The sequence below is a fragment of the Mesorhizobium sp. WSM4830 genome (genome assembly GCF_055811495.1).
In genome coordinates this window covers 42451-64577 of record NZ_JBVVQI010000015.1, presented here as the reverse complement: position 1 = coordinate 64577, position 22127 = coordinate 42451, and the positions used below count along the sequence as shown (strand labels likewise).

The 22127-nt window shown below is 61.7% G+C and carries 21 protein-coding genes and 1 pseudogene; 5 read left to right on the top strand and 17 right to left on the bottom strand.

The features are described 5' to 3' along the window. The first annotated feature begins 3 nt into the window (after positions 1-3). The 3 genes from AC0L2Y_RS19720 to AC0L2Y_RS19710 are packed head-to-tail and all read left to right on the top strand — an operon-like array spanning position 4 to position 3981. On the top strand, positions 4-1299 hold the full coding sequence (locus AC0L2Y_RS19720) for a nucleotide disphospho-sugar-binding domain-containing protein (protein ID WP_473558939.1): 1296 nt from the start codon (positions 4-6) through the stop codon (positions 1297-1299). After that, entirely contained in the window at positions 1292-2677 is a 1386-nt protein-coding gene (locus AC0L2Y_RS19715; protein ID WP_473558817.1) for a glutamine synthetase family protein, read from the top strand. The genes AC0L2Y_RS19720 and AC0L2Y_RS19715 overlap by 8 nt, the downstream gene beginning before the upstream one ends. Continuing rightward, positions 2677-3981 carry an NAD(P)/FAD-dependent oxidoreductase gene (locus tag AC0L2Y_RS19710; protein ID WP_473558814.1) on the top strand — a complete coding sequence of 435 codons (1305 nt, stop codon included), beginning with the start codon at positions 2677-2679 and terminating at the stop codon, positions 3979-3981. Before AC0L2Y_RS19715 ends, AC0L2Y_RS19710 begins: the two co-directional genes overlap by 1 nt. A gap of 165 nt (positions 3982-4146) precedes the next feature. On the opposite strand, the gene AC0L2Y_RS19705 is transcribed toward AC0L2Y_RS19710, so the two are convergent. From AC0L2Y_RS19705 to AC0L2Y_RS19625, 17 genes and pseudogenes are all read right to left on the bottom strand, one after another. Further along, on the bottom strand, positions 4147-4404 hold the full coding sequence (locus AC0L2Y_RS19705; RefSeq protein WP_473558812.1) for a hypothetical protein: 258 nt from the start codon (positions 4402-4404) through the stop codon (positions 4147-4149). A 337-nt stretch (positions 4405-4741) separates the two neighbouring features. After that, complete coding sequence (locus AC0L2Y_RS19700; RefSeq protein ID WP_352488872.1) at positions 4742-5281, bottom strand: NADH-quinone oxidoreductase subunit B family protein; 540 nt, start codon at positions 5279-5281, stop codon at positions 4742-4744. A 12-nt stretch (positions 5282-5293) separates the two neighbouring features. Further along, positions 5294-6811 (bottom strand): hydrogenase large subunit, encoded by a 1518-nt coding sequence (locus AC0L2Y_RS19695; protein ID WP_473558810.1) that lies wholly within the window; start codon positions 6809-6811, stop codon positions 5294-5296. 17 nt (positions 6812-6828) lie between these two features. Further along, positions 6829-8280 (bottom strand): hydrogenase 4 subunit F, encoded by a 1452-nt coding sequence (locus AC0L2Y_RS19690; protein WP_473558807.1) that lies wholly within the window; start codon positions 8278-8280, stop codon positions 6829-6831. After that, positions 8277-8939, bottom strand: a complete 663-nt coding sequence (locus AC0L2Y_RS19685) for a hydrogenase-4 component E (protein ID WP_352488877.1) — start codon at positions 8937-8939, stop codon at positions 8277-8279. The genes AC0L2Y_RS19690 and AC0L2Y_RS19685 overlap by 4 nt, the downstream gene beginning before the upstream one ends. Continuing rightward, a complete protein-coding gene (locus AC0L2Y_RS19680; RefSeq protein WP_352488879.1) occupies positions 8939-9895 on the bottom strand; it encodes a respiratory chain complex I subunit 1 family protein in 957 nt (318 codons plus the stop codon). The genes AC0L2Y_RS19685 and AC0L2Y_RS19680 overlap by 1 nt, the downstream gene beginning before the upstream one ends. Then, entirely contained in the window at positions 9886-11907 is a 2022-nt protein-coding gene (gene hyfB, locus AC0L2Y_RS19675; RefSeq protein ID WP_473558804.1) for a hydrogenase 4 subunit B, read from the bottom strand. Before hyfB ends, AC0L2Y_RS19680 begins: the two co-directional genes overlap by 10 nt. Then, positions 11904-12218 (bottom strand): helix-turn-helix domain-containing protein, encoded by a 315-nt coding sequence (locus tag AC0L2Y_RS19670; protein ID WP_023675522.1) that lies wholly within the window; start codon positions 12216-12218, stop codon positions 11904-11906. Before AC0L2Y_RS19670 ends, hyfB begins: the two co-directional genes overlap by 4 nt. Positions 12219-12595: 377 nt before the next feature. Further along, positions 12596-13363: pseudogene (locus AC0L2Y_RS19665) on the bottom strand (YoaK family protein); the annotation flags it as partial. Positions 13364-13478: 115 nt separating this feature from the next. Beyond that, the gene (locus AC0L2Y_RS19660) at positions 13479-13751 is read right to left on the bottom strand and encodes a helix-turn-helix domain-containing protein (RefSeq protein ID WP_473558801.1); all 273 of its coding nucleotides are present in this window, start codon (positions 13749-13751) and stop codon (positions 13479-13481) included. A gap of 427 nt (positions 13752-14178) precedes the next feature. Further along, positions 14179-14883, bottom strand: coding sequence for a GntR family transcriptional regulator (locus AC0L2Y_RS19655; protein WP_473558937.1), 705 nt, complete (start codon positions 14881-14883; stop codon positions 14179-14181). 102 nt (positions 14884-14985) lie between these two features. Next, positions 14986-15726, bottom strand: coding sequence for an aspartate/glutamate racemase family protein (locus AC0L2Y_RS19650; RefSeq protein WP_473558799.1), 741 nt, complete (start codon positions 15724-15726; stop codon positions 14986-14988). Positions 15727-15734: 8 nt separating this feature from the next. Further along, positions 15735-16457 (bottom strand): ABC transporter ATP-binding protein, encoded by a 723-nt coding sequence (locus AC0L2Y_RS19645; RefSeq protein ID WP_352466752.1) that lies wholly within the window; start codon positions 16455-16457, stop codon positions 15735-15737. A gap of 2 nt (positions 16458-16459) precedes the next feature. Next, on the bottom strand, positions 16460-17239 hold the full coding sequence (locus AC0L2Y_RS19640; RefSeq protein WP_352488882.1) for an ABC transporter ATP-binding protein: 780 nt from the start codon (positions 17237-17239) through the stop codon (positions 16460-16462). A gap of 4 nt (positions 17240-17243) precedes the next feature. Next, the gene (locus AC0L2Y_RS19635) at positions 17244-18218 is read right to left on the bottom strand and encodes a branched-chain amino acid ABC transporter permease (RefSeq protein ID WP_292659991.1); all 975 of its coding nucleotides are present in this window, start codon (positions 18216-18218) and stop codon (positions 17244-17246) included. A 5-nt stretch (positions 18219-18223) separates the two neighbouring features. Further along, positions 18224-19090: a branched-chain amino acid ABC transporter permease gene (locus AC0L2Y_RS19630; RefSeq protein WP_352466754.1), complete on the bottom strand. Its 867-nt coding sequence runs from the start codon at positions 19088-19090 to the stop codon at positions 18224-18226. Between the two features lie 76 nt (positions 19091-19166). Continuing rightward, positions 19167-20369 (bottom strand): ABC transporter substrate-binding protein, encoded by a 1203-nt coding sequence (locus AC0L2Y_RS19625; RefSeq protein ID WP_473558795.1) that lies wholly within the window; start codon positions 20367-20369, stop codon positions 19167-19169. A 599-nt stretch (positions 20370-20968) separates the two neighbouring features. Here AC0L2Y_RS19625 and AC0L2Y_RS19620 point away from each other — a divergent pair. Both AC0L2Y_RS19620 and AC0L2Y_RS19615 read left to right on the top strand, forming a co-directional pair. Next, positions 20969-21139, top strand: a complete 171-nt coding sequence (locus tag AC0L2Y_RS19620; protein ID WP_473558792.1) for a hypothetical protein — start codon at positions 20969-20971, stop codon at positions 21137-21139. Between the two features lie 118 nt (positions 21140-21257). Continuing rightward, positions 21258-21932 (top strand): protein-L-isoaspartate(D-aspartate) O-methyltransferase, encoded by a 675-nt coding sequence (locus tag AC0L2Y_RS19615; protein WP_352488884.1) that lies wholly within the window; start codon positions 21258-21260, stop codon positions 21930-21932. The last annotated feature ends 195 nt before the right edge of the window (positions 21933-22127 follow it).

Genomic DNA, 22127 nt, shown 5'->3' with positions numbered 1-22127 from the left:
AGGATCATGCGCAAAGGCAGCCCGACCATCGCACTGTTTCCGGAAGCGAGCTTCGGCGCTGCGCTGAATTGCGTTGGCATAGCGCAGGCCCTGCGCGCTCGTGGCGCCCGTCCGGTGTTCATCTGCCATGCCGGCTTTTCTGGCGTGTTCGCCGACTATGGGTTTCAGGAGTACCAGTTGCCGACTGACGATCCGTTGACCGACAGCGAACGCCAGAGCTACTGGCAGGCCTTCGTGCGCCGTCATCTGCCGCATTTCAGGCTGAGCCCCATCGATCAGCTCGAAACCTATGTTGCCCCGACCTGGCAAGCAATCGTAGACACTGCCGTCAATGCCGAGGCGCCGCTGCGCCAATTGCTGGCGCGGCTGAAGCCGGACGCCGTGGTGCTCGACAACGTCGTCATGTTCCCGGCATTGGCGACAGCCGGCTGCCCGTGGGTGCGCGTCGTCTCCTGCGCCGAAACCGAGCTTCCGGATGCCAATGTGCCACCCTATCTGTCCGGTCTCGCCGCCGACGACCCGAGCCGCGCGGCGTTCGAGGCGCGCTACCTGGCAGCGGTCGCTCCGGCCCACGACCGGTTCAATCGGCTTCGGACCGACGCCGGTCTTGCGCCCTTGCCAAAGGGGCTGTTCCTCGAAGCCTCGCCCGACCTCAACTTGCTGCTGACCCCAACGATTGTGCGAAGGCAGCGCGCCGAGCCGCTCGACCCTGCCAGCTTCGTCTATCTCGAAGGCTGCGTCCGCTCGGAAGGGCCGTTCGATGTACCGGTCTTCCCGCGAAATGGCGGACCGCTGGTTTATGTCAGTTTCGGTAGTCTTGGCGCCATGGATGTCGGCCTGATCCAGCGCATGCTCGCCGTTTTCGACAGGCTGCCGGCCCGCTTCATTGTCAATGCCGGAGGTCTGCGCGACAGCTATCGCGCCGTTCCGGACAATGTCTATCTCGACGCCTGGTTTCCACAGCCTTCCGTCGTGGCGAAATGCGACCTCTTCATTCATCACGGCGGCAACAACAGCTTTTGCGAAGCATTGCGTTTCGGCGTGCCGTCGCTGGTCATGCCCTATTGCTGGGACGGGCATGACAATGCGCAACGTGCCGAGGAAACCGGCGTCGGGCGCCACATCAGCCGCGACGGCTGGACGGAAGACGAATTGGAGCGAAGCATTCTCGGCCTGATGGCCGATGCTGCAATGCGCGCACGCCTGCGGGAGAATGCAGTGCATATGGCGCTGACACCCGGAACGGACGTGGCTGCCGAAGCCATTCTCGCTCTCGCAAGGACCCGGCCTGATGCTTGACACCACAACAACGGATGCCTCGACCATGAACGGCACCAACGACCCGAAAGACTGGTTGGCCGCTCACGCTGTCGGCGAGGTCGAGTGCCTGGTGCCCGACATGAACGGCGTGCTGCGCGGCAAGACCCTACCAGCGGCCAAGTTCCTCAAGGCAATCGAGGACCGAGCACTCTATCTGCCGAGCAGCGCGTTCCTGGTCAGCATCGACGGCCGCTATTCCGGTTCCGTCGACGAGGGGTTCGCCTACCAGGACCCCGACATGCGGATGGTGCCGGATGTCGCGACACTCTGTCTGGCGCCCGGTGGCGGACCAGGCAAGGCCTATGTGTTGGCCGATGCGTTCCACATGGACGACCGGCCGTGGATGGCTTCGCCGCGGCACGTGTTGCGGGCCGTGCTCGATCTCTATCGCCAGCGCGGCTGGTGGGCGGTGGTGGCGCCGGAGCTTGAATTTTATCTCACCGCGCCCAATCCCGATCCCGATCGGCCGGTGACGGCGCCGGTCGGGCGCAATGGCCGTTCCGAAAGCGTGCAGCATCCCTATGACATGGCGGCACTGGAGCAATTCGAGCCGGTGATCCGGCGCCTCTATGACTATGCTGCGGCGGCCGGACTGCCGCTCGACACGCTGATCCATGAATCGGGCACGGCCCAACTGGAGATCAATTTCCTGCATGGCGACGCGCTGCCGCTGGCAGACAAGGTGTTGCTGTTCAAGCGAATGACGCGCCAGGCCGCGCAGGAATCTGGCATGCAGGCGACCTTCATGGCCAAACCGATAGCCGCACAAGCCGGCAGCTCAATGCATCTCCATATGTCAGTCGTCGACGAGGCCGGCAACACGCTGTTTGCCGGGCGTGACGGCGCCGACACCGAGATGTTCGGGCATTTCATCGGCGGCCTGCAGAAATACATTCCCGAGGTGATGCCGCTGTTTGCGCCGAACGTGAATTCGTTCCGCCGCATCCGGCCGAACCACAGTGCACCCGCCAACATCGAGTGGTCGCACGACAACCGCTCCTGCGGCCTGCGTGTGCCGGCCGGCGGGCGCACCGCGCGGCGCGTGGAAAATCGGCTGCCCGGCGCCGATGCCAATCCCTATCTGGCGATAGCCGGCTCGCTGCTTTGCGGTTATCTCGGCGTCGAGGAGAAGATCGCTCGTTCGACGGAAGCGTCGGGCAATGCCTATCGCAGCAGGAGCACGCTGCCCAAAACCATGGAAGAAGCGCTCGACCGTTTCGCTGCGTGCGATCCGGTTCGGGCGGTGCTCGGCGAGGATTTCTTCCAGACCTATTTGCGCGTCAAGAGCGTTGAGCTCGACCTGTTCCAGAGCGTCGTCACCTCTTGGGAACGCGACCATCTGCTGCTCAAGGTGTGATGATGGGCTTCAATTCTGGGGGCTTCAACTCCGGCCTGGATATCGGCAAATCCTACTATGTCGCGACGGCCAATCCGGCTCCGGACCATCCGGCGCTGCAGGGCGACGTCGACGCCGATCTGGTGGTGGTCGGCGGCGGTTGTACCGGCCTCTCCGCGGCCTTTCATGCAGCCGAACGCGGCCTGAAGGTGGTGCTGCTCGAAGGCGGCAAGATCGGCTGGGGGGCGTCGGGGCGCAATGGCGGCCAGATGATCCCCGGCCTGCGCAAGGGCGCCAAGGGGCTGGTCAACCTATATGGGCCGGAACGGGGGAGGGCGCTGTTCGATCTCGCCTTCGAGGCGCGGGCCCTGGTGCTCGGTCTGATCGAGCGCCATGCCATCGATTGCGACCTCAGGCTCACCGGCCATCTGGCCGGTGCGGTCAACGGTTCCGACCTGCGCGACCTCGAAGAAGAGGCCGAGTGCCTTTCTACGATGATGAACTTTCATGATGTCGAGATGCTGTCGGCAGCGCAGGCGCGCGGAATGGTGAACACACCTTATCACGGCGCGATGTACGAGAAGCTCGGTGGCCATATGCATCCGCTGAACTACACGCTCGGTCTTGCTAGCGCCGCGGCTGCGGCGGGCGTCACCATCCACGAGAATTCGGTGGCGCTGCGGCTGGAGCGGGAACCTTCCCCCCGGGTTTCGACGGCCAAAGGCTCGGTCCGGGCCAGGCATGTCGTACTGGCCGGCGATGCGTTGCTCCACGGGCTTGAGCCGCGCGTCAACAGCCGCATCATGCCGGTCGGCAACTACATTATCGCCACCGAGCCGCTGGGCGACACGAGCGACGCCATCCCAACCAATGTGGCCGTCTCCGACACACGCTTCGTCGTCAATTACTACCGGCTGTCGGCGGATGGACGCCTGCTGTTCGGCGGCGGCGAGCGCTATACGCCGTCGGCGCCCGCGGACATTGCCGGCTTCGTGCGGCCGCACATGGAAAAGACCTTTCCGCAATTGCGCGGCCGCCGCATCGATCACGCCTGGGGCGGGCTGGTCTCGGTGACGACATCGCGCCTGCCGCATGTCGGTCGCTATGGCGAGATCTATTTTGCGCATGGCTATTCGGGCAAGGGAGTGATCCTGTCGACGCTGTCGGGCAAGCTGCTCGCTGAGGCGATCACCGGTGATGCTTCGCGGTTCGATCTGTTTTCGACCCTAAGCCCGCTTCCGTTCCCCGGCGGCACGGCGCTGCGCGGCCCGCTCTATGTGCTCGGCATGCTTTGGTATGCAATGCGTGACCGCATCAAACATTGAGCGCAGGCAGTGGCAATTTCCGACCCGCAGGATCAAGCCTGCGCAATGAGGCCGCGCGCCGCCACCAAGCGATGCTTGAATGTGGTCCGCAGGTAATGGCCGCGAGTCGGTCCTTGCCCTGCTCCCGAAGCCTGAGCTCCGATAGACCTGCTGCTGTTTCCTCAGCTAATAGATCGTTATGATTGCAGGATTAACCGTTTCATAGCCCAGGCGCGGCTCCGATTTGTCTTTCGAAATCGCGCTGGAGACAGTTCCGGTTGAACTGCAATCCAATTTTGTTTCCCTGTTTTTCTTGATCGTGCTGCCCGACAGGTCGGCGCAGGCCGACGTTACTTCTGTACTGACCACCCTCTTTTTCTCGTGCGCAATGGCGGCGGTGGATACGGCAATCAAAATTGCCGCGCAAACAATCGTCAATCTCATCGATTTCCCTCTTAGTGCACCGCAAAAGTGTGGTCGACTGCTTTGAGTCGCCGGCGAAGACGGTACTCACGCCTGCCCGGCCAATGCAGCTTCCGACGGCACAAGATTGTAACTACATTAGCTGCAGCGCAAGTAACCATTTCGGACTAGGGAACGGGTTCACCCTTCGACGGAATGGGGCTGAGCCGCCGTCGAAAAAGCAGGCGCTTTAGCCGTTCCCGCCGCCGAGCGCCTTCCAATTTTGGGACACAGGTTGGCTGATGCCCTTAAACTCACGGCTACGCATTGGTTGGATCTATGCAGCGACAAGGCCAACCTTGGCAAAGCCTCTGCATAGTCACCTTCGGGCAGCACCAGTCTTGGAATTCACGCCCTCAAGCAAGGCGAGCAGGCCTTTCAGAATTTCGATTGGCGGCGGCGGACAACCTGGAATGTGCAGATCGACAGGCAAGGCCTCGGACACTCCGCGCACCACGGCATAGCTGCCGGCGAAACAGCCGCCATTACCTGCGCAATCTCCGAGTGCGACCACCCATTTTGGGTTGGGTGTTGCGTCGTAGGTCCGCTTCAATGCCTCGCGCATGTTTTTTGTGACCGGCCCGGTGACGAGCAGTACATCGGCATGGCGGGGTGATGCGACGAACCGGATCCCAAAACGCTCGATGTCATAGAAGGCATTGTTCAGCGCGTGCATCTCAAGTTCGCAGCCGTTGCAGGAACCGGCATCGATCGCCCGGATCGACAGGCTTCGCCCCAATCGTTTGTGAGCAGCCCCGTCGAGCGCGCGTGCGAGTTCGTCGACCGCCGTGCTGCTTGCCAACGGCGGACGCTCGGTGAGAGGGGGGCGTATCAGGCTTTCAAAAAGAAGCTTGCGCATGACAGCGTGCCTTCAGAGATCATGGCCCGAATAAGAGCAGTTGAACGATTTGTTGCACAGCGGAAAGTCGGCAACGATGTTTCCTTCGATCGCCGCTTCAAGGAGCGGCCATTGAAACCAAGACGGATCACGGAGGTGACAGCGCTCGACCAAGCCGCCCTTGCCAATGCGCAGCCATGCCAGAATGTCGCCGCGGAAACCTTCGACTAGCGCCATGCCTTCATGCGGTTGGTCTGTCTGCGCGAAATCGACACGGATCGGTCCGTCTGGCAGTTGTCGCAGAACTTGTTCGATCAGGGACAGGCTCTGTTCGACCTCGCGGATACGAATCCAGACACGGGCGTTCACGTCGCCTTCCTGGAGTAGAGGCACATCGAAGGCGAGTTCGCCATAGGGTGGATAAGCGAGATTGCGGCGGGCATCGAAGTCCCGACCGGAGGCCCGGCCAACATACCCTCCGGCGCGATACTGTCGGGCGAGTTCCACCTTCAGCCGGCCAGTTGCGACAGTCCGATCCTGCAGCGACGCCGTGTTATCATAGAGCTCGACCAGCGCGGGAAACCGTTGCCTGATCTCTGCGATCAGGGACCTGAGCGCTGTCGTGCCCTCATCGCTCAGGAAGCTTGCCACGCCTCCGGGCACGATGCGGTCGCGCATCAAACGATGACCGAAGGCAGCATCGCTTGCCCGCAATACGCGCTCACGCAGCACCCCACAGTGGGCATGCATGAGCGCGAAGGCGGCATCATTGCAGATAGCGCCGATGTCGCCCAGATGATTGGCCAGGCGCTCCAACTCGGCCATGAGGGCTCGCAGCCAGACCGCGCGCGGGGGAATCTCGACACCCAGCGCCGCCTCGACCGCGCGGGCGAAAGCGAGCGAGTATGCCACGGTACTGTCGCCGGAGGTTCTGCCCGCCAGTTTGGCTGCGCGGTCGATGTCGGACCCCGCCATCAGGCCTTCTATGCCCTTGTGCGTGTATCCGAGGCGCTCCTCCAGCCGGACGACCGTTTCGCCGCTCGCCGTGAACCGGAAATGGCCCGGCTCGATGATGCCAGCATGCACGGGTCCGACCGGGATCTGATGCAGGCTCTCCCCCTCGGCAGGCAGGAAACTGTAGGGGGAGGCTGTCGCAGCAGACGTCCGGACGCGGGTACTCAACGGATAGCTGACACCCCAATGGCCATGATCAAGCCACCGTCTCGTATCAGGCGCGCCTTGTGGCAGGAGCCCGAACAGGTCAGCAGCCGCACGTTCGAGCCGCAATGCGGGCGGATGCAGCCGGGCGACCGATGGGTAGCGGCCACTGGGGCATTCCAGGCTGACAACGCCGATGTCCCCGGCGCTTTCATCGAGAAGTGCCATGTGGACGGCGCCTGGCTCACCCCATAGGCCGAGCAGGCTCCAGTGGCCCTCGGCCAATTGCTCGACGGCAAAGCCCCATTTTTTCGGAGTCACCACGGCGCGCGACCACGGGAAATGATTTTCGACACGTTGGCCAGCAAGGATGAGATCGATCAGCGCGGGCATGCTCTTTCTCTCCTCTCTCACCCCAGGATACTTGCGACGTGCTGGAACCATGTGACCAGCGGTGGCGGCAGATAGATGCCGGCGGCAAACACCAACGCCAAATGGGAATACATCGGAATGTAGGACGCCTCGGCGGGTGCCGTGCTGCCGCGCGGTTCGCCGAAAGCGACGCCGGTCAGTCGAAGCAGCAGGGCGCCGAAAGCGAGCAGAATCCCGAAAACCAACGGCATCGCCAAAAGGGGGTGTCTTGCAAATGTCGAACTCACGACCAGGAATTCGCTCATGAAGATGCCGAGCGGAGGGAGGCCGGCAATGGCAACGACGCCGATGACGAGCGCCCAGCCAAGCGCAGGATGCGTCTCCGTCAGCCCCCGGATTTCGGCGATGTTCTGTGTCGCCTTGACCTGGGCAATGTGGCCGACCGTGAAAAAGATCGCCGACTTGGTCAGGCTGTGCATGACCATGTGCAGCAGGCCGGCAAAATTGGCGAGCGGGCCTCCTATGCCGAAAGCGAACACGATGATGCCCATGTGCTCGATCGAGGAGTACGCGAACAGGCGTTTGATGTCGCGGCGGCGGTAGAGCATGAAGGCCGCGAAAACAAGCGAAGTCAGTCCCATCGTGATCATCAATGGCCCAGGTGCGATCGCTTCCGGGCTTGCCGCGAGCAACAGCTTGAAGCGCAGCACGGCATAGAGCGCGACGTTTAACAGCAAGCCCGACAGCACTGCGGAAATCGGCGTTGGACCCTCAGCATGCGCGTCTGGCAGCCAGGCATGCAAGGGCGCAAGGCCGACCTTCGTCCCGTAGCCGAGCAGCAGAAAGATGAAGGCGACATTGAGCAGAGCCGGATCGAAGCGCGCGGCGTGAGCGATGAGCACCGTCCAGACCATCGCATTCGTCCCCTCGCCAACAACCGGCTGTGCAGCCATGTAGACGAGGATGGTGCCGAACAGTGCGAGCGCGATGCCGACGCTGCCCAGAATGAAATATTTCCAGGCTGCCTCCAGCGCTTCGTGCGTGCGGTAGATGCCGACCATGAGCACGGTGGTCAGCGTGGCAAGCTCCACCGCCACCCACATCAAGCCAATATTGTTCGAGACGAACGCCAGGTTCATGCCGAACATCATGACCTGGTACATTGCGTGATAAAACCGCAAGTTCGGGACTGTCAGCCGCCCGATCTCCAGTTCGTGGGCAATGTAGGAAGCGCTGAAGACGCTGGTGGTGAAGCCGACGAATGTGTTGAGCACGATAAAGACGATATTGAGATCGTCGACGAGCAGATACTGCCCGGGCTGCGGGCGGTCGGTGACAAGAAGCGACAGTGCGGCGAGCAAGGTCAGCAAGCTCGCAGCGACATTGACGCCCGCCGATAGCCGGTATTTCGGCAGCACCGCCAGGAGTGCGGCCGCGAAGACCGGTATCAGCAAAATGGCGGCCACCGCATCGAGAGAAAACGCGGTCAACGGTGTTCTCCCCTGTAGTCGTCGAGCGCGCCGACATCCACCGAGTCGAACCTCTCGCGGATGCGGAACAGGAAGACTCCGATGACGATGAAGGCAATAAGGATCGAGAAGGCGACACTGATCTCGACGACCAGGGGCATGCCCTTGGCCCCAGTGGCGGCGAGGACCAGACCATTCTCGAGCGACATGAATCCGACAACTTGGCTGACGGCGTTGCGGCGGGTGACCATCACCAGCAGCCCCAGCAAAATGATGGACAACGCGAAAGCCAGGTCCTCGCGGGCGAGGGGATCAGCCTCGGGAGTGACGCGCAGCATGAGGACCATGGACAGGGCCACCAGGCCTATCCCCGCAAGCATGGTCGTACCGATGCCGACGGCGGTCTCGACGTCACGATGGATGCCGAGCCGCTGAATGATGCGATGAAGCCCGACAGGAATGACGATCGCCTTGAAGACGAGGGCGATCGCCGCCGTGACGTAGAGATGATGCGCGTCCTGAATGTATGCCTGCCAAGCTACGGACAGGGCCAGCACGATTGCATGAAGCGCAAAAACGTTGATCAGCGCAAAGAGGCGATCCTGATACAGCATCATGAAACTGACCAGCACCAGGCCGCCGGCAAGCAGGTGAGCGATGTCGAAGGTCAGGCCGTTCATCAGAGGCTCCGTGAGACGAACAGCAGGAGCGTGCCGAGCAGGGCCAGCATCAGCGCTGCCCCGAGGAAATCCGGGACGCGGAAGACGCGCATCTTGGCGATGGCGGTCTCAAAAACAGCGAGGAGAACGCCACAGACGGCAAGCTTGCCGACATAGGCGACGACACCCGGAGCAAGGGATTCCAGTCCTGCCCCGGCGCTCGCCAGTCCCCAAGGTAGGAAGACGCAGGAAATCAGTGACACATAGAGCAGAAGCTTGAGGAAGGCGGCAAACTCGATCATCGCCAGATGGCGACCGGAATATTCCAGCACCATCGCCTCATGAACCATGGTGAGTTCCAGATGGGTCGATGGGTTGTCCACGGGTATGCGGGCGTTTTCGGCGATCGCCACCATCACGAGGGCGATAAGCGACATCCCGAGCGACACCCGCAAGCCAACCTCCGGTGACCCCATGAAGGCGGCGACCGTTGAGAGTTGCGTAGCACCCGCGACGAGCGCCAGGCTGAACACGATGAGCAGCATGGCGGGTTCGGCCAGCGAAGCGATCATCACCTCGCGGCTCGAGCCGATGCCGCCAAAGCTCGTGCCGACGTCCATGCCTGCCAGCGCCAGGAAGAACCGGGCGCTTCCCAGCAGTGCGACAATGGCTATGAGATCGGCGGTCCAACTGAATGTGAGGCCGGCGGCGAATGTCGGGATGAGCGCCGCGCCGACCCAGGTGGTGGCAAAGATCAGATAGGGCGTCACGCGAAACAGCCAGGATGCGTTGTCCGCCAGAACGACTTCCTTGCGCATCAGCCGCAAGAGATCGCGGTAAGGTTGGATCAGGGAAGGACCCTGGCGGCGCAAGAGCCGTGCCTTCACCTTGCGCACGAATCCGGTCAGGAGCGGCGCCAGCAAAAGCACCAGCGCCATCTGCGCGCCTTGAACGGCCAACTCGAGAGTCACGGCCATAGTGCGAGCACCAGGAGCAGGACAATGAGAAAGAGAAAGACGAGGGTCAGGTAGCGCCTGATCGTCAGGAACTGCAGATGGTTGAGGTGGTCGGTCGCAAAGTCGAGGGCGCGGCCGATAGGCAGGTACAGCGTCTCCCAGATCACATCATGCATGTCGACATTCAGACGAGCCGGACCGGTCTCGCCAGGTGCCGGCATTTCGACGGTTTCCCTTGCACGGAATACAAACGTGCCGAAGACGCGGCGGATAGGCTGCGCGAAGCTGACGGCCGTGTACTGCGAGCTTGGGACCACATCCGGGAAGCCACAACCCCAGGCGGGACCCCGACGGAGTGCATGTGATGCAAAGCGATGGATCACATATGCCGCAGCGGATGCGGAAAAGGCGATGAACAGGAACACCAACAGGCCGTTGTAGGAACTGCGGCTCGCTGCAATCGGCACGATAGACAGCCAGGGCTGCGCCATCTGCACAGGCATTCGGCTGCCGATCAGTGGCAGTGTCACCGATGATAGGCCGTCTATCACAAGACCGGGCAGAATGCCGGCCAGGAGACAAAGGGCAGCGAGAACGAACATTGCCGCCAGCGAGTGGCGGTCGACCTCATGCGCCAGTTCCACCGCGGCCGAGCGTGGCCGGCCGAGGAATGTAATCCCGAACGCCTTTACAAAGCAGGCCGCGGCCAGTGCCGCTGACAGCGCCAGCAGACCGCCAACGGCGGGCACCATGACCTTCAGTCCCCATTGTGGCAGATCGGGGCTCTGCAATATGGCCTGAAAAGCCAGCCATTCGGAGACGAAGCCGTTGAAGGGTGGAAGTGCCGAGATCGCGACGCAACCGACGAGAAAGGCAAAACTTGTAAAGGGCATGCGATGGATGAGACCGCCCAGCTTCTCCATATCCCGCTCTCCGGTTGCCGTCAGCACGGCGCCCGCGCCGAAAAACAGCAGGCTCTTGAAAAAGGAATGATTGAGGACGTGGAACAGCGCGGCGGTGAGCGCCAGCGCTGCAGCCGATGGCATGGCGTTCGCCTTGAATGCGAGCGCGAGACCAAGGCTTACGAAGATGACGCCGATGTTTTCAATGGTGCTATAGGCGAGCAGTCGCTTCAGGTCCTTTTCCATCAGCGCGTAGAGGATGCCGAGAACCGCCGTCAGGCCGCCAAGAAAAAGCACGGCAACGCCCGACCACCATGCCCGCTCACCGAGCAGATCGAAAATAACGCGTATGAAGCCATAGACTGCGACCTTGGTCATCACGCCGCTCATGAGAGCCGAGACGTGGCTTGGCGCAGCCGGATGAGCGAGTGGTAGCCAAACGTGCAGCGGGACGAGTCCAGCCTTGGAGCCGGCACCCAGCAGCATGAGAACCAAGACGAAAGCAGCGGCGAACGGCGTGGGGCCGGCAGCTCGCATCGCGTCGAATGTATAGGTTCCATCGGATCCGGCGAGCAGGCCGAACGCAAGCAGCAGCGCGAGTGTGCCGAAGCTCGCCATCACCAGATAGATGTAGCCCGCCCGCGCATTGTCCTGCTCGCGATGGTGCGCCATGACGAGCGCCCAGGAGGCGAGCGACATGAATTCCCAGGAAAGCAGGAAAGTGAAGGCGTCGTCGGCCACCACGACAAGGTTCATTCCGGCTAGGAAAGCCGGGAAGAACGGCAGCACCCGATGCGGCGCAGACTCATGCCTGCCGTAGCCGAGGCCATAAAGACTGGCCATGGAGCCGCCGAAGTTGACGACGATGAGGAAGAAAGTCGAGAGCGCATCCAAACGGAAATGAGCGCCAATCCATGGCAATCCAAGAGGCAACACCACAGTCGACGGGGTGACGGGATTGTCGGCGATGCGGCTCGCCAGAACCATGAGCACAGCCGCCGATATACCTAGCGTCAAGCCGTAGATCAGGCGTGTTCCCGAGTCCGATCTGCGGCTTTCCGCAATCGCAAGCACCGCAGTCCCCAGGAGCGCAGCAACGCCCCACAGGAGGACCGCGGCCCCCGAAATCACGCCACGCTCCTCACGGGGAGTTTGGCATCCGTATCGACCCCGCCCAGAATCTTGGCGGGGTCAAAATCCGCTTTCAGTCGCACGCCGCGCCCGCCGATTTGGCTGGAGGCGCCTTCAGCGATCAATTCCACGCCGGCGAGGTCAAGTGCGCCGATCAGCTTCATGAGAGAATCGACGTTACCCCGAATAATCGACTCGCTGGCTTCCATGCGTTGAATTGTCGGCACGGAAAGACCGGACAATTCGGCAAGCCTGCGCTGGTCGATGCCAAGGAGTGCCCTCGCGGCACGCAACTGTGGAGCAGTTATCACGGTCGCATCCCCCTTTTTGATCAGCTTTGAGATATTATCTCTACGCCTTGCAGCATATATTAAAATGCGGCGTATTCAATTAATGATGCGTGACGCATCTGTCTTGAAGTTGTAGAAAACCGGGCGATACGTCCCGCGCCTCGAACCAAAGCATGCGACCATTCCCGTCACGGCCAGTGTTGTCGCCAGCCATCTCGGATTGCGCGTGATGGGGCTGGAAATGGGCCTTATCTCGGCCGGCTCTTGCCGTTGGGGCCGGTCTCATCGTGCTTCAGGATCAGCCCAACGGAATAGCTGCCGAAATCTAGGAACCGCGCCTTCGCGAATGTGCTGCCAAATCTGGCATGCGGCAAAGCTCTGTAGCGCTACTGCCAAAGCCGCCTCATGCGAACGGAGACGTCCTCCAGGACTGGCATGGAGGCCAGCACGAGGAGAATGGCCGCGAGAAACAATGTCGCCGCGAAACCGACATGCTTGAAACCCACAGCGCCGATGACGCCGCCGAGAAAGAACAATGCCACAAGCGACGCCAGCAGCCTCAGCTTTCTTCGATCTGCCTTCACGAACAGTTCGTCCGAGTCACTCCCCGAGATGTTCCAATAAAGCAGCTTGCCGAGCTCGATGCCCATGTCAGTCACCAGGCCAGTGACATGCGTTGTCCGGATTCTGGCTTCCGACAGCTTGGTGATGATGGCGTTCTGCAAGCCCATGATGAAGCAAAGCAGCATCACCGTCATCGGCACAAACAGGGCTTCATGACGCGCAAGATGGCTGCCGAGCAGACCGAAGCAGATCAGCAGAACCGCTTCCAGGACAAGCGGGAACGCGTACTCGCCCTGCAGACCCTGCCGCCTTCCCCAGTTGACCAGCACCGCTGAGCAGGCGGCGCCTGCGACAAACGACAACAAGGCGCCCGATCCGGAAAGCGCCAGTTCGACATTGCCGAGTGCCAGGTGATCAGCCATCGACGAAACGATGCCTGACATGTGGGAAGTGTACTGTTGGACCGCCAGAAAGCCGCCAGCATTGGCGGCTCCTGCGATGAACGTCAGAAAGCGAGCGAGGTGCCGGTCGGCTCTTTCGCTACGCTCTTTGCCGGTCAGCCGGCGCAGGTACAGGATCATGAGCGAACCTTGCCTTTCCATGCGGAAAAGCGGGACCGCAAGCTGACATGCCGGGAGGGGCTCATTGGGTGTTTCGGGAAGAAAGGGAAGACGAAGGACGGTGAATGCGTGGCGCCGAGGGCGTGCTTTGTATGATCTAGTCTGGCATGCCCAACAGCGTACCTGGATGCCGGAACCTGACGCCACGGCCGCCATCGTCGCTACGCATATGTTCGCTGAGAAGGTCGACACCGGCGCGGTTCAGCGCGTTGATCACTTTCACCAAACTATCGACAACGCCTCGCACATTGCCTTGGCTGGCTTCCATTCGTCGGATCGTCGGCAGCGAGAGGTCTGCCATTTCCGCCGGGGTTTTCTGGTCGATGTTGAGAAGGGCGCGGGCGGTACGAAGCTGGGAAGCAGTGATCATCGAGGTGTCGGTGTCTGAATATGAGAAATGATACTCACAATAGTATCATTGACGTATCAGACATCAATACAAAGCGAAAAATAATGTTCTGCCCTTTGCAGAGAGAGAACCTTGGCGACTATCGTGTCCGCATGACTCAACGCTACGGACCTTTTCAGGATCCGAGGCTTGTCCGGGAGTGCAATCTAGAGCACCGAAACGTCATAGCTTGGCATCGAGGCCTCGCCGCAGCCGACAGGTTGCTGCGGCATGTCGGGGGTCGCGACGCCGGAGAGGGCAGCGCCGCGGACTCTCAACGAGCGCTACTGTTATGACGGCAGGAACGAAGAAGCAGTCCTCATGGACCGATGCATGCCATGCATTGCTTCGATCACGCCCAGCACGTGCGGACATGGGCGAACTCCGGCGAAGAGTTTGACAGCGGAGATCAGCGCAAGATGTCCGACAGGCTCTCGGGCTTCTTCTCGCCAAGCGACAGATCAAGGCCCGACAGAAGGTCGACGAGATGACTTTGCATCAGGTCGGACGCGTTTTTTGCGTCGTGCTTTTCGATGGAATCAACGAGGGCGTGATGGGCGTGGCTTTCGCAGGTGGTTTCGCGGCGGCGCCAGTAGAGCGCGATGATCAGCGACGACCGCGACAACAGGTCCTTGACGAAGCCGGTCAGGATCGAATGGCCGGCGATTTCAGCGATGCCGACATGGAATTTTGCCGACAGCATTATGGCGTCGCTGTCGCGGCCGGCATGCAGGGCCTCGTGCTCTTTTTCGAGATGAAGCCGCAGTTGCGCGATCTCGGCCGGCTTTGCCACTTCGGCGGCAAGCGCCGCGACCTTGGGCTCGATCAGCGCCCGCGCTTCGAACACCTCGCGCGCTTCCTGCTTGGTCGGCTGAGCGACGAACGCGCCGCGGTTCGGCTCGAGCCGAGCCAAGCGGTCATGCGACAGCGCCTGCAGCGCCGCGCGTATCACCGCGCGGCTCACCGAATAGATCGAGGCGAGCTCGTCCTCGGGCAGCTTTGTGCCCGGTGCGAGGCGGTGGCTGACGATGGCGTCGCGCAGGCCGGCATAGACCGGAAACCAGCGCATCGTCGGCTTGTCGCCATCCCGTGTCTTTGGTCCAAGCAGGTCCATCGTCTCATTGTCCCGGCGGCCGGATCGCATAGCGGCGCGAACACCGCGTTTCCGGCCGGACATCGAACATCCTGTGTGGGAGTGTCAACAATTTTGCACGCATCAGGATACACGGCCGGAGGGCGAAAAGGGCGCAAAGATTCCGGCGAAGGATTTTTCGAGTGGAACCTGGTAGCCGCCGCGCTTCGAGGTCGACAGGCCAAGGCTGACGAGGCTCTCGCAGAGTTGTACGGCGCAGGCGACGCCGTCGAGCACAGGAAGGCCATGTTCGCCGCTGAGCGCGGCGGCGAGGTCGGCCATGCCGGCGCATCCCAGCACAATCGCTTCGGCCCGGTCGTCGCGGATGGCGCGCTCGATCTCCTCCGAAATTCGATGGCGGGCGTTGGAGCCGGGCACTTCGAGCTCCAGAACGGGAACGTCGCTTGCCCGCACCCTGGCGCAGCGGCTGGCGAGGCCGTAGCGCACCAGATTGTGCTCGATCGCCGGCACCGAACGCGACAGCGTCGTCACCACGCTGAACTTGCCGGCAATTAGGCTCGCCATGTGAAACGCCGCTTCGCCGATGCCGACCACCGGCATCTCGCCGACGCAGCGTACTGCGTCGAGGCCGGTGTCGTCGAAGCAGGCGATAACGCAGGCGCTCGCCGCCGGATGTCTCTGGATCTCGCCGATCATTCCCGGGATGGCGAAGACCTCGTCGAAATAGCCTTCGACGCTGGGCGGCCCGTCCTTCGGATTGACGGCGATGATCCTGGTGCCGGCCGAAGCCGCGCCGCGCGCCGCCTCGCCGATCTTTTCGGTCATGGACGCAGTGGTGTTGGGATTGACGACGAGTATGTCCATTTGCGCTTTCATATTTCCCCGCCGAGATAGAGTTTCTTGACCCGGTCGTCGCCAAGCAGCTCGGCCGAATGTCCGGCCAGCGCGATCTTTCCGGTCGTCAGTGCGTAGGCGCGCTGCGAGATGCGCAGCGCCATGCGCGAATTCTGCTCGACCAAGAGAACGCTGACCTTTTCGTCGCGATTGATCGCCACGATGGAGCGGGCGATGTCCTGGACGAGCTTCGGCGCGACGCCGAGCGAGGGTTCATCGAGCAGCAGAAGCTTCGGTTTGGCCATCAGCGCCCGCCCGATCACCAGCATCTGCTGTTCGCCGCCGCTCATCGTGCCCGCCGTCTGGGAATAGCGTTCCTTCAGGCGCGGAAAGCGCGTGAGCACCATGTCCAGCGTCCTGGCGATTTCGGCCTTGTCGGTGCGGGTGAAGGCGCCCATCATCAGATTGTCGCGCACCGTCATGTAGGAAAAGACGCGCCGACCCTCCGGCACCATGGCGATGCCCATCCTGACCAGCTCGTCCGGGCGCGTTCCGTCGATGCGGTGGCCCCGGAAATGAATCTCGCCGCTGCGCACTTTCTTCAGGCCGGTGATGGCGCGCAGGATCGAGGATTTGCCCGCGCCGTTCGCGCCGATCAGCGCGACGGTCTCGCCCTCGTTGACGTTGAGCGACACGCCCTTCAGTGCATAGACATGGTCGTAGTAGAGTTCGACGTCGGAGACTTTCAGCAGTTCGCTCATGGCTAAAATCCGATCGCCTCATCTTCGGCGCCGAGATACGCCTCGATGACCTTTTCGTTCTCCTGGATTTCCTTCGGCGTTCCCTCGGCGATTTTCACACCGAAGTTCAGGACGACGATGCGGTCGGAAATGTTCATGACGGCGGGCATATCGTGCTCGACCAGCAGGACAGTCACGCCGCGCTTCCGCACGTCGCGCACCATCTCCACCGCGCGCACGGTTTCGTCATGGTTCATGCCGGCGAAGGGCTCGTCGAGCAGAAGCACGGTCGGGTTGGTAGCGAGCCCGATGGCAATCCCGAGCGCGCGCAGATGGCCGTGCGGCAGCGTGCTGGCGATCTCATGCCGTTGCGCGCCGAGATCGAGGAAGTCGATGATCTCGTCGGCCGAGCGGCCGAATTCATCCTCGTCGCGCCGTGCGGTGTTCGTGCCGAGATAGAAGCCGGCAAGGCTGGCGTTGGAACGCAGGTGATGCGCGATGATGACATTGTCGCGCACCGTCATGCCCTTGAAGATCGTCGTCTCCTGGAACGTGCGCACCACGCCCTTCCGGGCGACGATATGCGGCGCCAGGCCTGAAATCCGCTCTCCCCGGAATAGCACTTCGCCCGAGGTCGGATTGAGGAAAGAGGAAATCAACTTGAACAGTGTCGACTTGCCGGCGCCGTTGGGGCCGATGACGGAGAGGATTTCGCGTTCGCGGACCGCGAAGGAAACATTGTTGACCGCGACCAGCCCGCCGAAGCGTTTGGTCACGGCCTTGATCTGGAGAAGCTCAGTCATGGTCCTAGCCCTGCTTCTTGCCGAACAGCCTGAGGCTGAGCAGGCCGTTGGGAAGGAACAGCATCAGCGCGATCAGCACCGAAGAGAAGATCAGCAACTGGAACTCGCCGGTCTCGAACAGGAAATCCCAGCCGAAATAGAGCACGAAGGTGCCGATCATCGGCCCGAAGACGTGGCCGAGCCCGCCGAGGAAGCAGTTCAGCATGAAGTTCACCGAGTCGGTGACGGTGAAGCTCGACGGATAGATCGACTGCGAGATGGCGACGAACATCGCACCGCCGAGACCGCCGAGGAATGAGGAGAAGGCGTAGGCGATAACGCGCAGATAGGCGATGTTGACGCCGATCGAGGAGGCCAGTTCCTCGTTCTGCTGCAACGACTGGCAGAGTTTGCCAATGCGCGAATGGACTAGGCGGTAGAGCGCCGCAAAGCACAGCACCATCAGCACAACCGACACCAGATAGAAGGCGGGACGCGGATTGGCGAGCGTCGCGAAATCTGGAAGGATGGTCAGCCCGAAGATCGAGATGCCGCCGGGGAGCGGAATGCTGACCATGCCCTTGGCGCCGTTGGTGATCGGCAGCGCCAGCGCGAGCAGCCGCGCCACTTCGGTTAAAACCAGCGTGACCATGGCGAAATAGACGCCGCGAAGCCTGAGGATGGGCAGTCCGATCAGCACGCTTGCAGCGGCGCAGAATAGCCCAGCCAGCGGCAGTGTCAGCCAGAACGACACACCATACTGGACGACAAGAATGGCCGAAACATAGCCGCCCATAAGCGCGAAGGCCCCCTGGCCGATATTGATGCGGCCGATGTAGAAAGTCACCCACACCCCGGCGCTGGCGATGCTGAGCAGCGCGACCGAGGTCAGCGTGTAGTAGAGGTCGAGCCGACCGGTCGCCTCGATCAGCCAGGGCACGCCGACGAGTACGACCAGCAGGAAGACAGCGACGGCGAGGATGTTGCGTGTACGCTTCATGTCCATCATCCCCACGGCTTGCCCATGAGCCCGTTCGGGCGGATGCTCAGGAACACCATCAGCGCGGCGAAGATGACGAGATAAGTGACGTCGCCATATTGGCGTAGGACCGTCAGGCCGACCGATTCCATCATGCCGAGGATGAAGCCGCCGGCGATCGCTCCGCTGACCACGCCGGCCCCGCCGATCATCACCATCAAGAACGCCTTGATCGAGATCGGCCCACCGATGCCCGAATTGACGCCGGTGATGGCGACCAGCAGCCCCCCGACTATGCCGGCAAGCATGGCGCCGAGCGCAAAGCCGATCATCGAATATCGGTCGACCTCGACGCCCATCAGCTGCGCCGCGACCCGGTCCTGCGCCAGCGCCCGCATGGCGCGTCCCGGCTTGCTGTACTGCATGAAAAGCACGAAGGAGGCGATGAACAGTATGGCGAGTGCGCCGACCAGCAGCCGGTCGTAAGGCATTATGAGGCTGTCGGAGACGAAGACGCCTTTGACGATCTTCGGCACGCCGCGCTGCTTTTCGCCGAACAGGAGGAGGATCACGGCGTCGAGGAAGAATGCGACCGCCGCCGCGAGAAGCATCGTACTTTCCTCCCGCACGCTTCGCTTAATCACCGTCCTGAAAAGGAATTTCTCGACAAGCGCTCCAATGACCAGCAGCGTGATCCCGGACGCGACGAGCGCGACGACGAAAGGCATGCCGAGCTGGCCATAGACGGTGTAGGTGACGAAGCCGCCGAGAACGTACATCTGCCCATGGGCAAAGTTAAGCACGTTCATCAGCGCGAAGATCAGGGTCAGACCGAGCGCGATCAGGGCGTATTGCGCGCCAAGATAAAGCCCGTTGGCGATGACTTGTTCCATCAGGATGGTTCCGGCCGTTCAGAGGCTGAAGACGAATGCTCGAGCCTCTGCGGCAATCCGCTTCGGTGCAGTTGCGTCAATCGACTTGAGCGACGAAGAGCGTCTCGAACTTGCCGTCGCGGTATTCCGTGACCACCATCGGGACCGAAAGCTGGCGCTTCTGGCCAAACGACGTCATTCCGACATAGGTCAGCTTGGCATCGCCCTTCAGATAGGGATTGGGCGCCGAGAAAGTGTCGATCGTCTTCTTGAACTCCTCGACATTGTCGATCGCGGCCGGGTTCGCCTTCAGCGTCTCGATGATGTATTCGAGCGCGTAGACCTTGGTGTTGGACTCGTCATTGTATTCGCCGAACATTTTCGTATAGCGTTCGACGAACTCCTTCATCGTGTCGGACGCGATTTCGGGCGTCGATGCGCCGCCGACCGAGATGAAGCCGTTAGCCAACTCGCCCGCGCCCTCTTCCAGCACCTTGGCATCCTGCGCCGTTTCGGTGGAGATCAGGCCTTCGTAGCCGAGCTCGCGCGCGGCGCGGATCAGCAGCGGCGCATTGCCCGGCGCGACGCCCGAAAGCACCAGCAGGTCCGGTTTTTGCAAAACGATCGGCGTCAGTACCGGCGTGAAATCGCGGGTATCGTTTTGGTAGACATCCGTGGCAGCCACAACCTCGAGCCCGAGCGCCTTTGCCGCGGCAACACCGCCATCCCGCTGGCTCAGCGGATCGGATTCGTTGGCGGCGACAAAGGCAACTTTTTTCACGCCCCTGTTTTCCTTGAGATATTTGTAGATCGCCGGAGCCGACTGGTAGTTGGCGATCATGCCGAGCACGGCGTTGGACGCCGGCGGGGTGTAGAGTTCCTTCGGGAATGCGTAGGGAAAATAGATGATGCCCTTGGATTCTGCCACGGGACGCACCGCCGCCGCGCCGTCGTCGACATTCGGACCGACGACATAGTGGATGCCCTCCTGGGCCATCTTCTCCATGCCGGCGATCGCCCGCTTCGGGTCCTTCTGGTCGTCGAAGGTGACGATTTTGATGTCATAGGTCTCGTCACCAATCTTCACACCGCCGGTTTCGTTGATCCAGGCGGCGCGCGTCTGCATCGAGCGGACGTTGGATGTACCCCACGCAGCGGCCGCGCCACTCGTCACGCCGACAAAGCCGATCTTGAGTTCCTTGTTGGCGGCGTGCACCGCGATTGTGCCGCCGGCCATGATTGCCAGCGCGGAGACGGCGCCGCGCGCCGCGGATGTGATTATTGAACGTCTGTTGATCATTGTTCCTTCCCCTTTGGAGGCCGCGCATTGTTGCGACAGAACTCGATCGATACGCGGACTTTTGTGAGTGAAGGCTCAAATCAATCACCTGTCAACAAAACTTTCTCAGATTGTTGACAATCTTGTGAGCGGCCGTAGACGAAGAACGCAGGACCGATCGCGGTTCGGTGCTTTGCTCGAGAGGTTCGTGGTGTCGGAATTCCTGAAGCTCGCATGGTGGTCCGAGCGACGTGAAGCGATATTGGCAAACTGAAACGTCAGAGCGGCATCGCGCAGATGCCCGCCACCAAGGGTACGGATGCACGCAAGGGATCGAAGAAGCGCCGGCGACCCCCCACCGCTCGAAGAACAGGAGAGGGGCCAATAGTGCGAAACCCGCTTTCCAAGCCGTTTGCCGATCCAGAAGGACAGCCAGTCCCCAGTGCCGCGCCAATGGCGGCGGCAAGCCATCACGAAATTCCGGTTCTTCTCAGCAGCGCCACGCGGGCTAACGCTGATTATCGTATGGCCGGCCTGCAGCGCGAATAGCGCTGCTGGCTCGCCCAGGTTCGGTCATCGTCAATCGCCAGATCACGCACGATCAGCACGGGATGGAGCCGGTGAGCGACAGCGCAGAGTTCGGCGTCGTTTTGGCCTTCGGCCTATTGGTGCTGAACTGGCTGGCGATCCGCTATATCGATGTTGTCGCCTGGGCTGGCGAGCTTCTGATGCGCACGCCGTTCCACCCCGGTGCGAGGAACGGGAGAGCACCAAAGACGGCGACGAAATAGCAGGGCGGTACAACCCGCCCCAACCGAAGCCGCGTTCTCGACGACATGGTTACTGTGACAAGACGAACAGGGTATAAGGCTATCAGGCAGCAGACTGGTTGAGGAGCGCCCCACCGTCATGAAGCCGATGAACGAAGAGCACCTCGCGGTTCTACGCAGGCACATGGTCGAGATGATTGCGATTCACACCGATCTTGCAAGCGAAGAACTTGGCAAGGTGGCGCTGGACGAGCGGGTATTGGCGGCGATGAGGCGGATACCGCGGCACCTCTTCGTGCCAGCATCAGTTGCGCCTTATGCCTACCAAGACATGCCGCTGCCGATCGGCTTTGATAAAACCGTCTCGCAGCCCTTCATCGTTGCTCTCATGACCGATCTCCTTGCGCCGCAACCGCACGAGGTAGTGCTCGAGATCGGCACCGGCCTAGGCTACCAAACCGCAATCCTCGCGGACCTTGCCGGGCAAGTTTGGAGCGTCGAAATCATCGAGGAATTCGCAAGCCATGCCGAGGCTCTCCTGCGGGGTCTCGGCTTCTCCAATGTCGGCATTCGTGTCGGAGACGGGTCTCGCGGCTGGCCTGAGCACGCCCCATTCGACAAGATCCTGGTCACCGCGGCCGCTGAGCGGACACCGCCGGCTTTGCTTGAGCAGCTCAAACCCGGGGGACGCCTGGTCCTGCCCGTGGGACCTGGAGAAGCGCAGTTGCTGACGGTCATCGACAAGGATGCGGCAGCGCAACTGAAGACTCGCAAACTCATCCCGGTTCGGTTCAGCCGTCTCGAAACGGTCTAATGAGGGGTGCGGCTGCGCGGAGCCGTGCTGGAAGATCAGGATAACGCGCGCCGCATCGATCACACAGGCGCTGGGTGGCATCGCCGATCTCTTGACATCCATGCCGCAACGCTACTCGTCGAGCACGCCTGCAGCCGCCGGTCGAAGCCGCTGGCGATCATGCCGGCGCGGTCGTATCGCGCGCTTCTCAAAGAC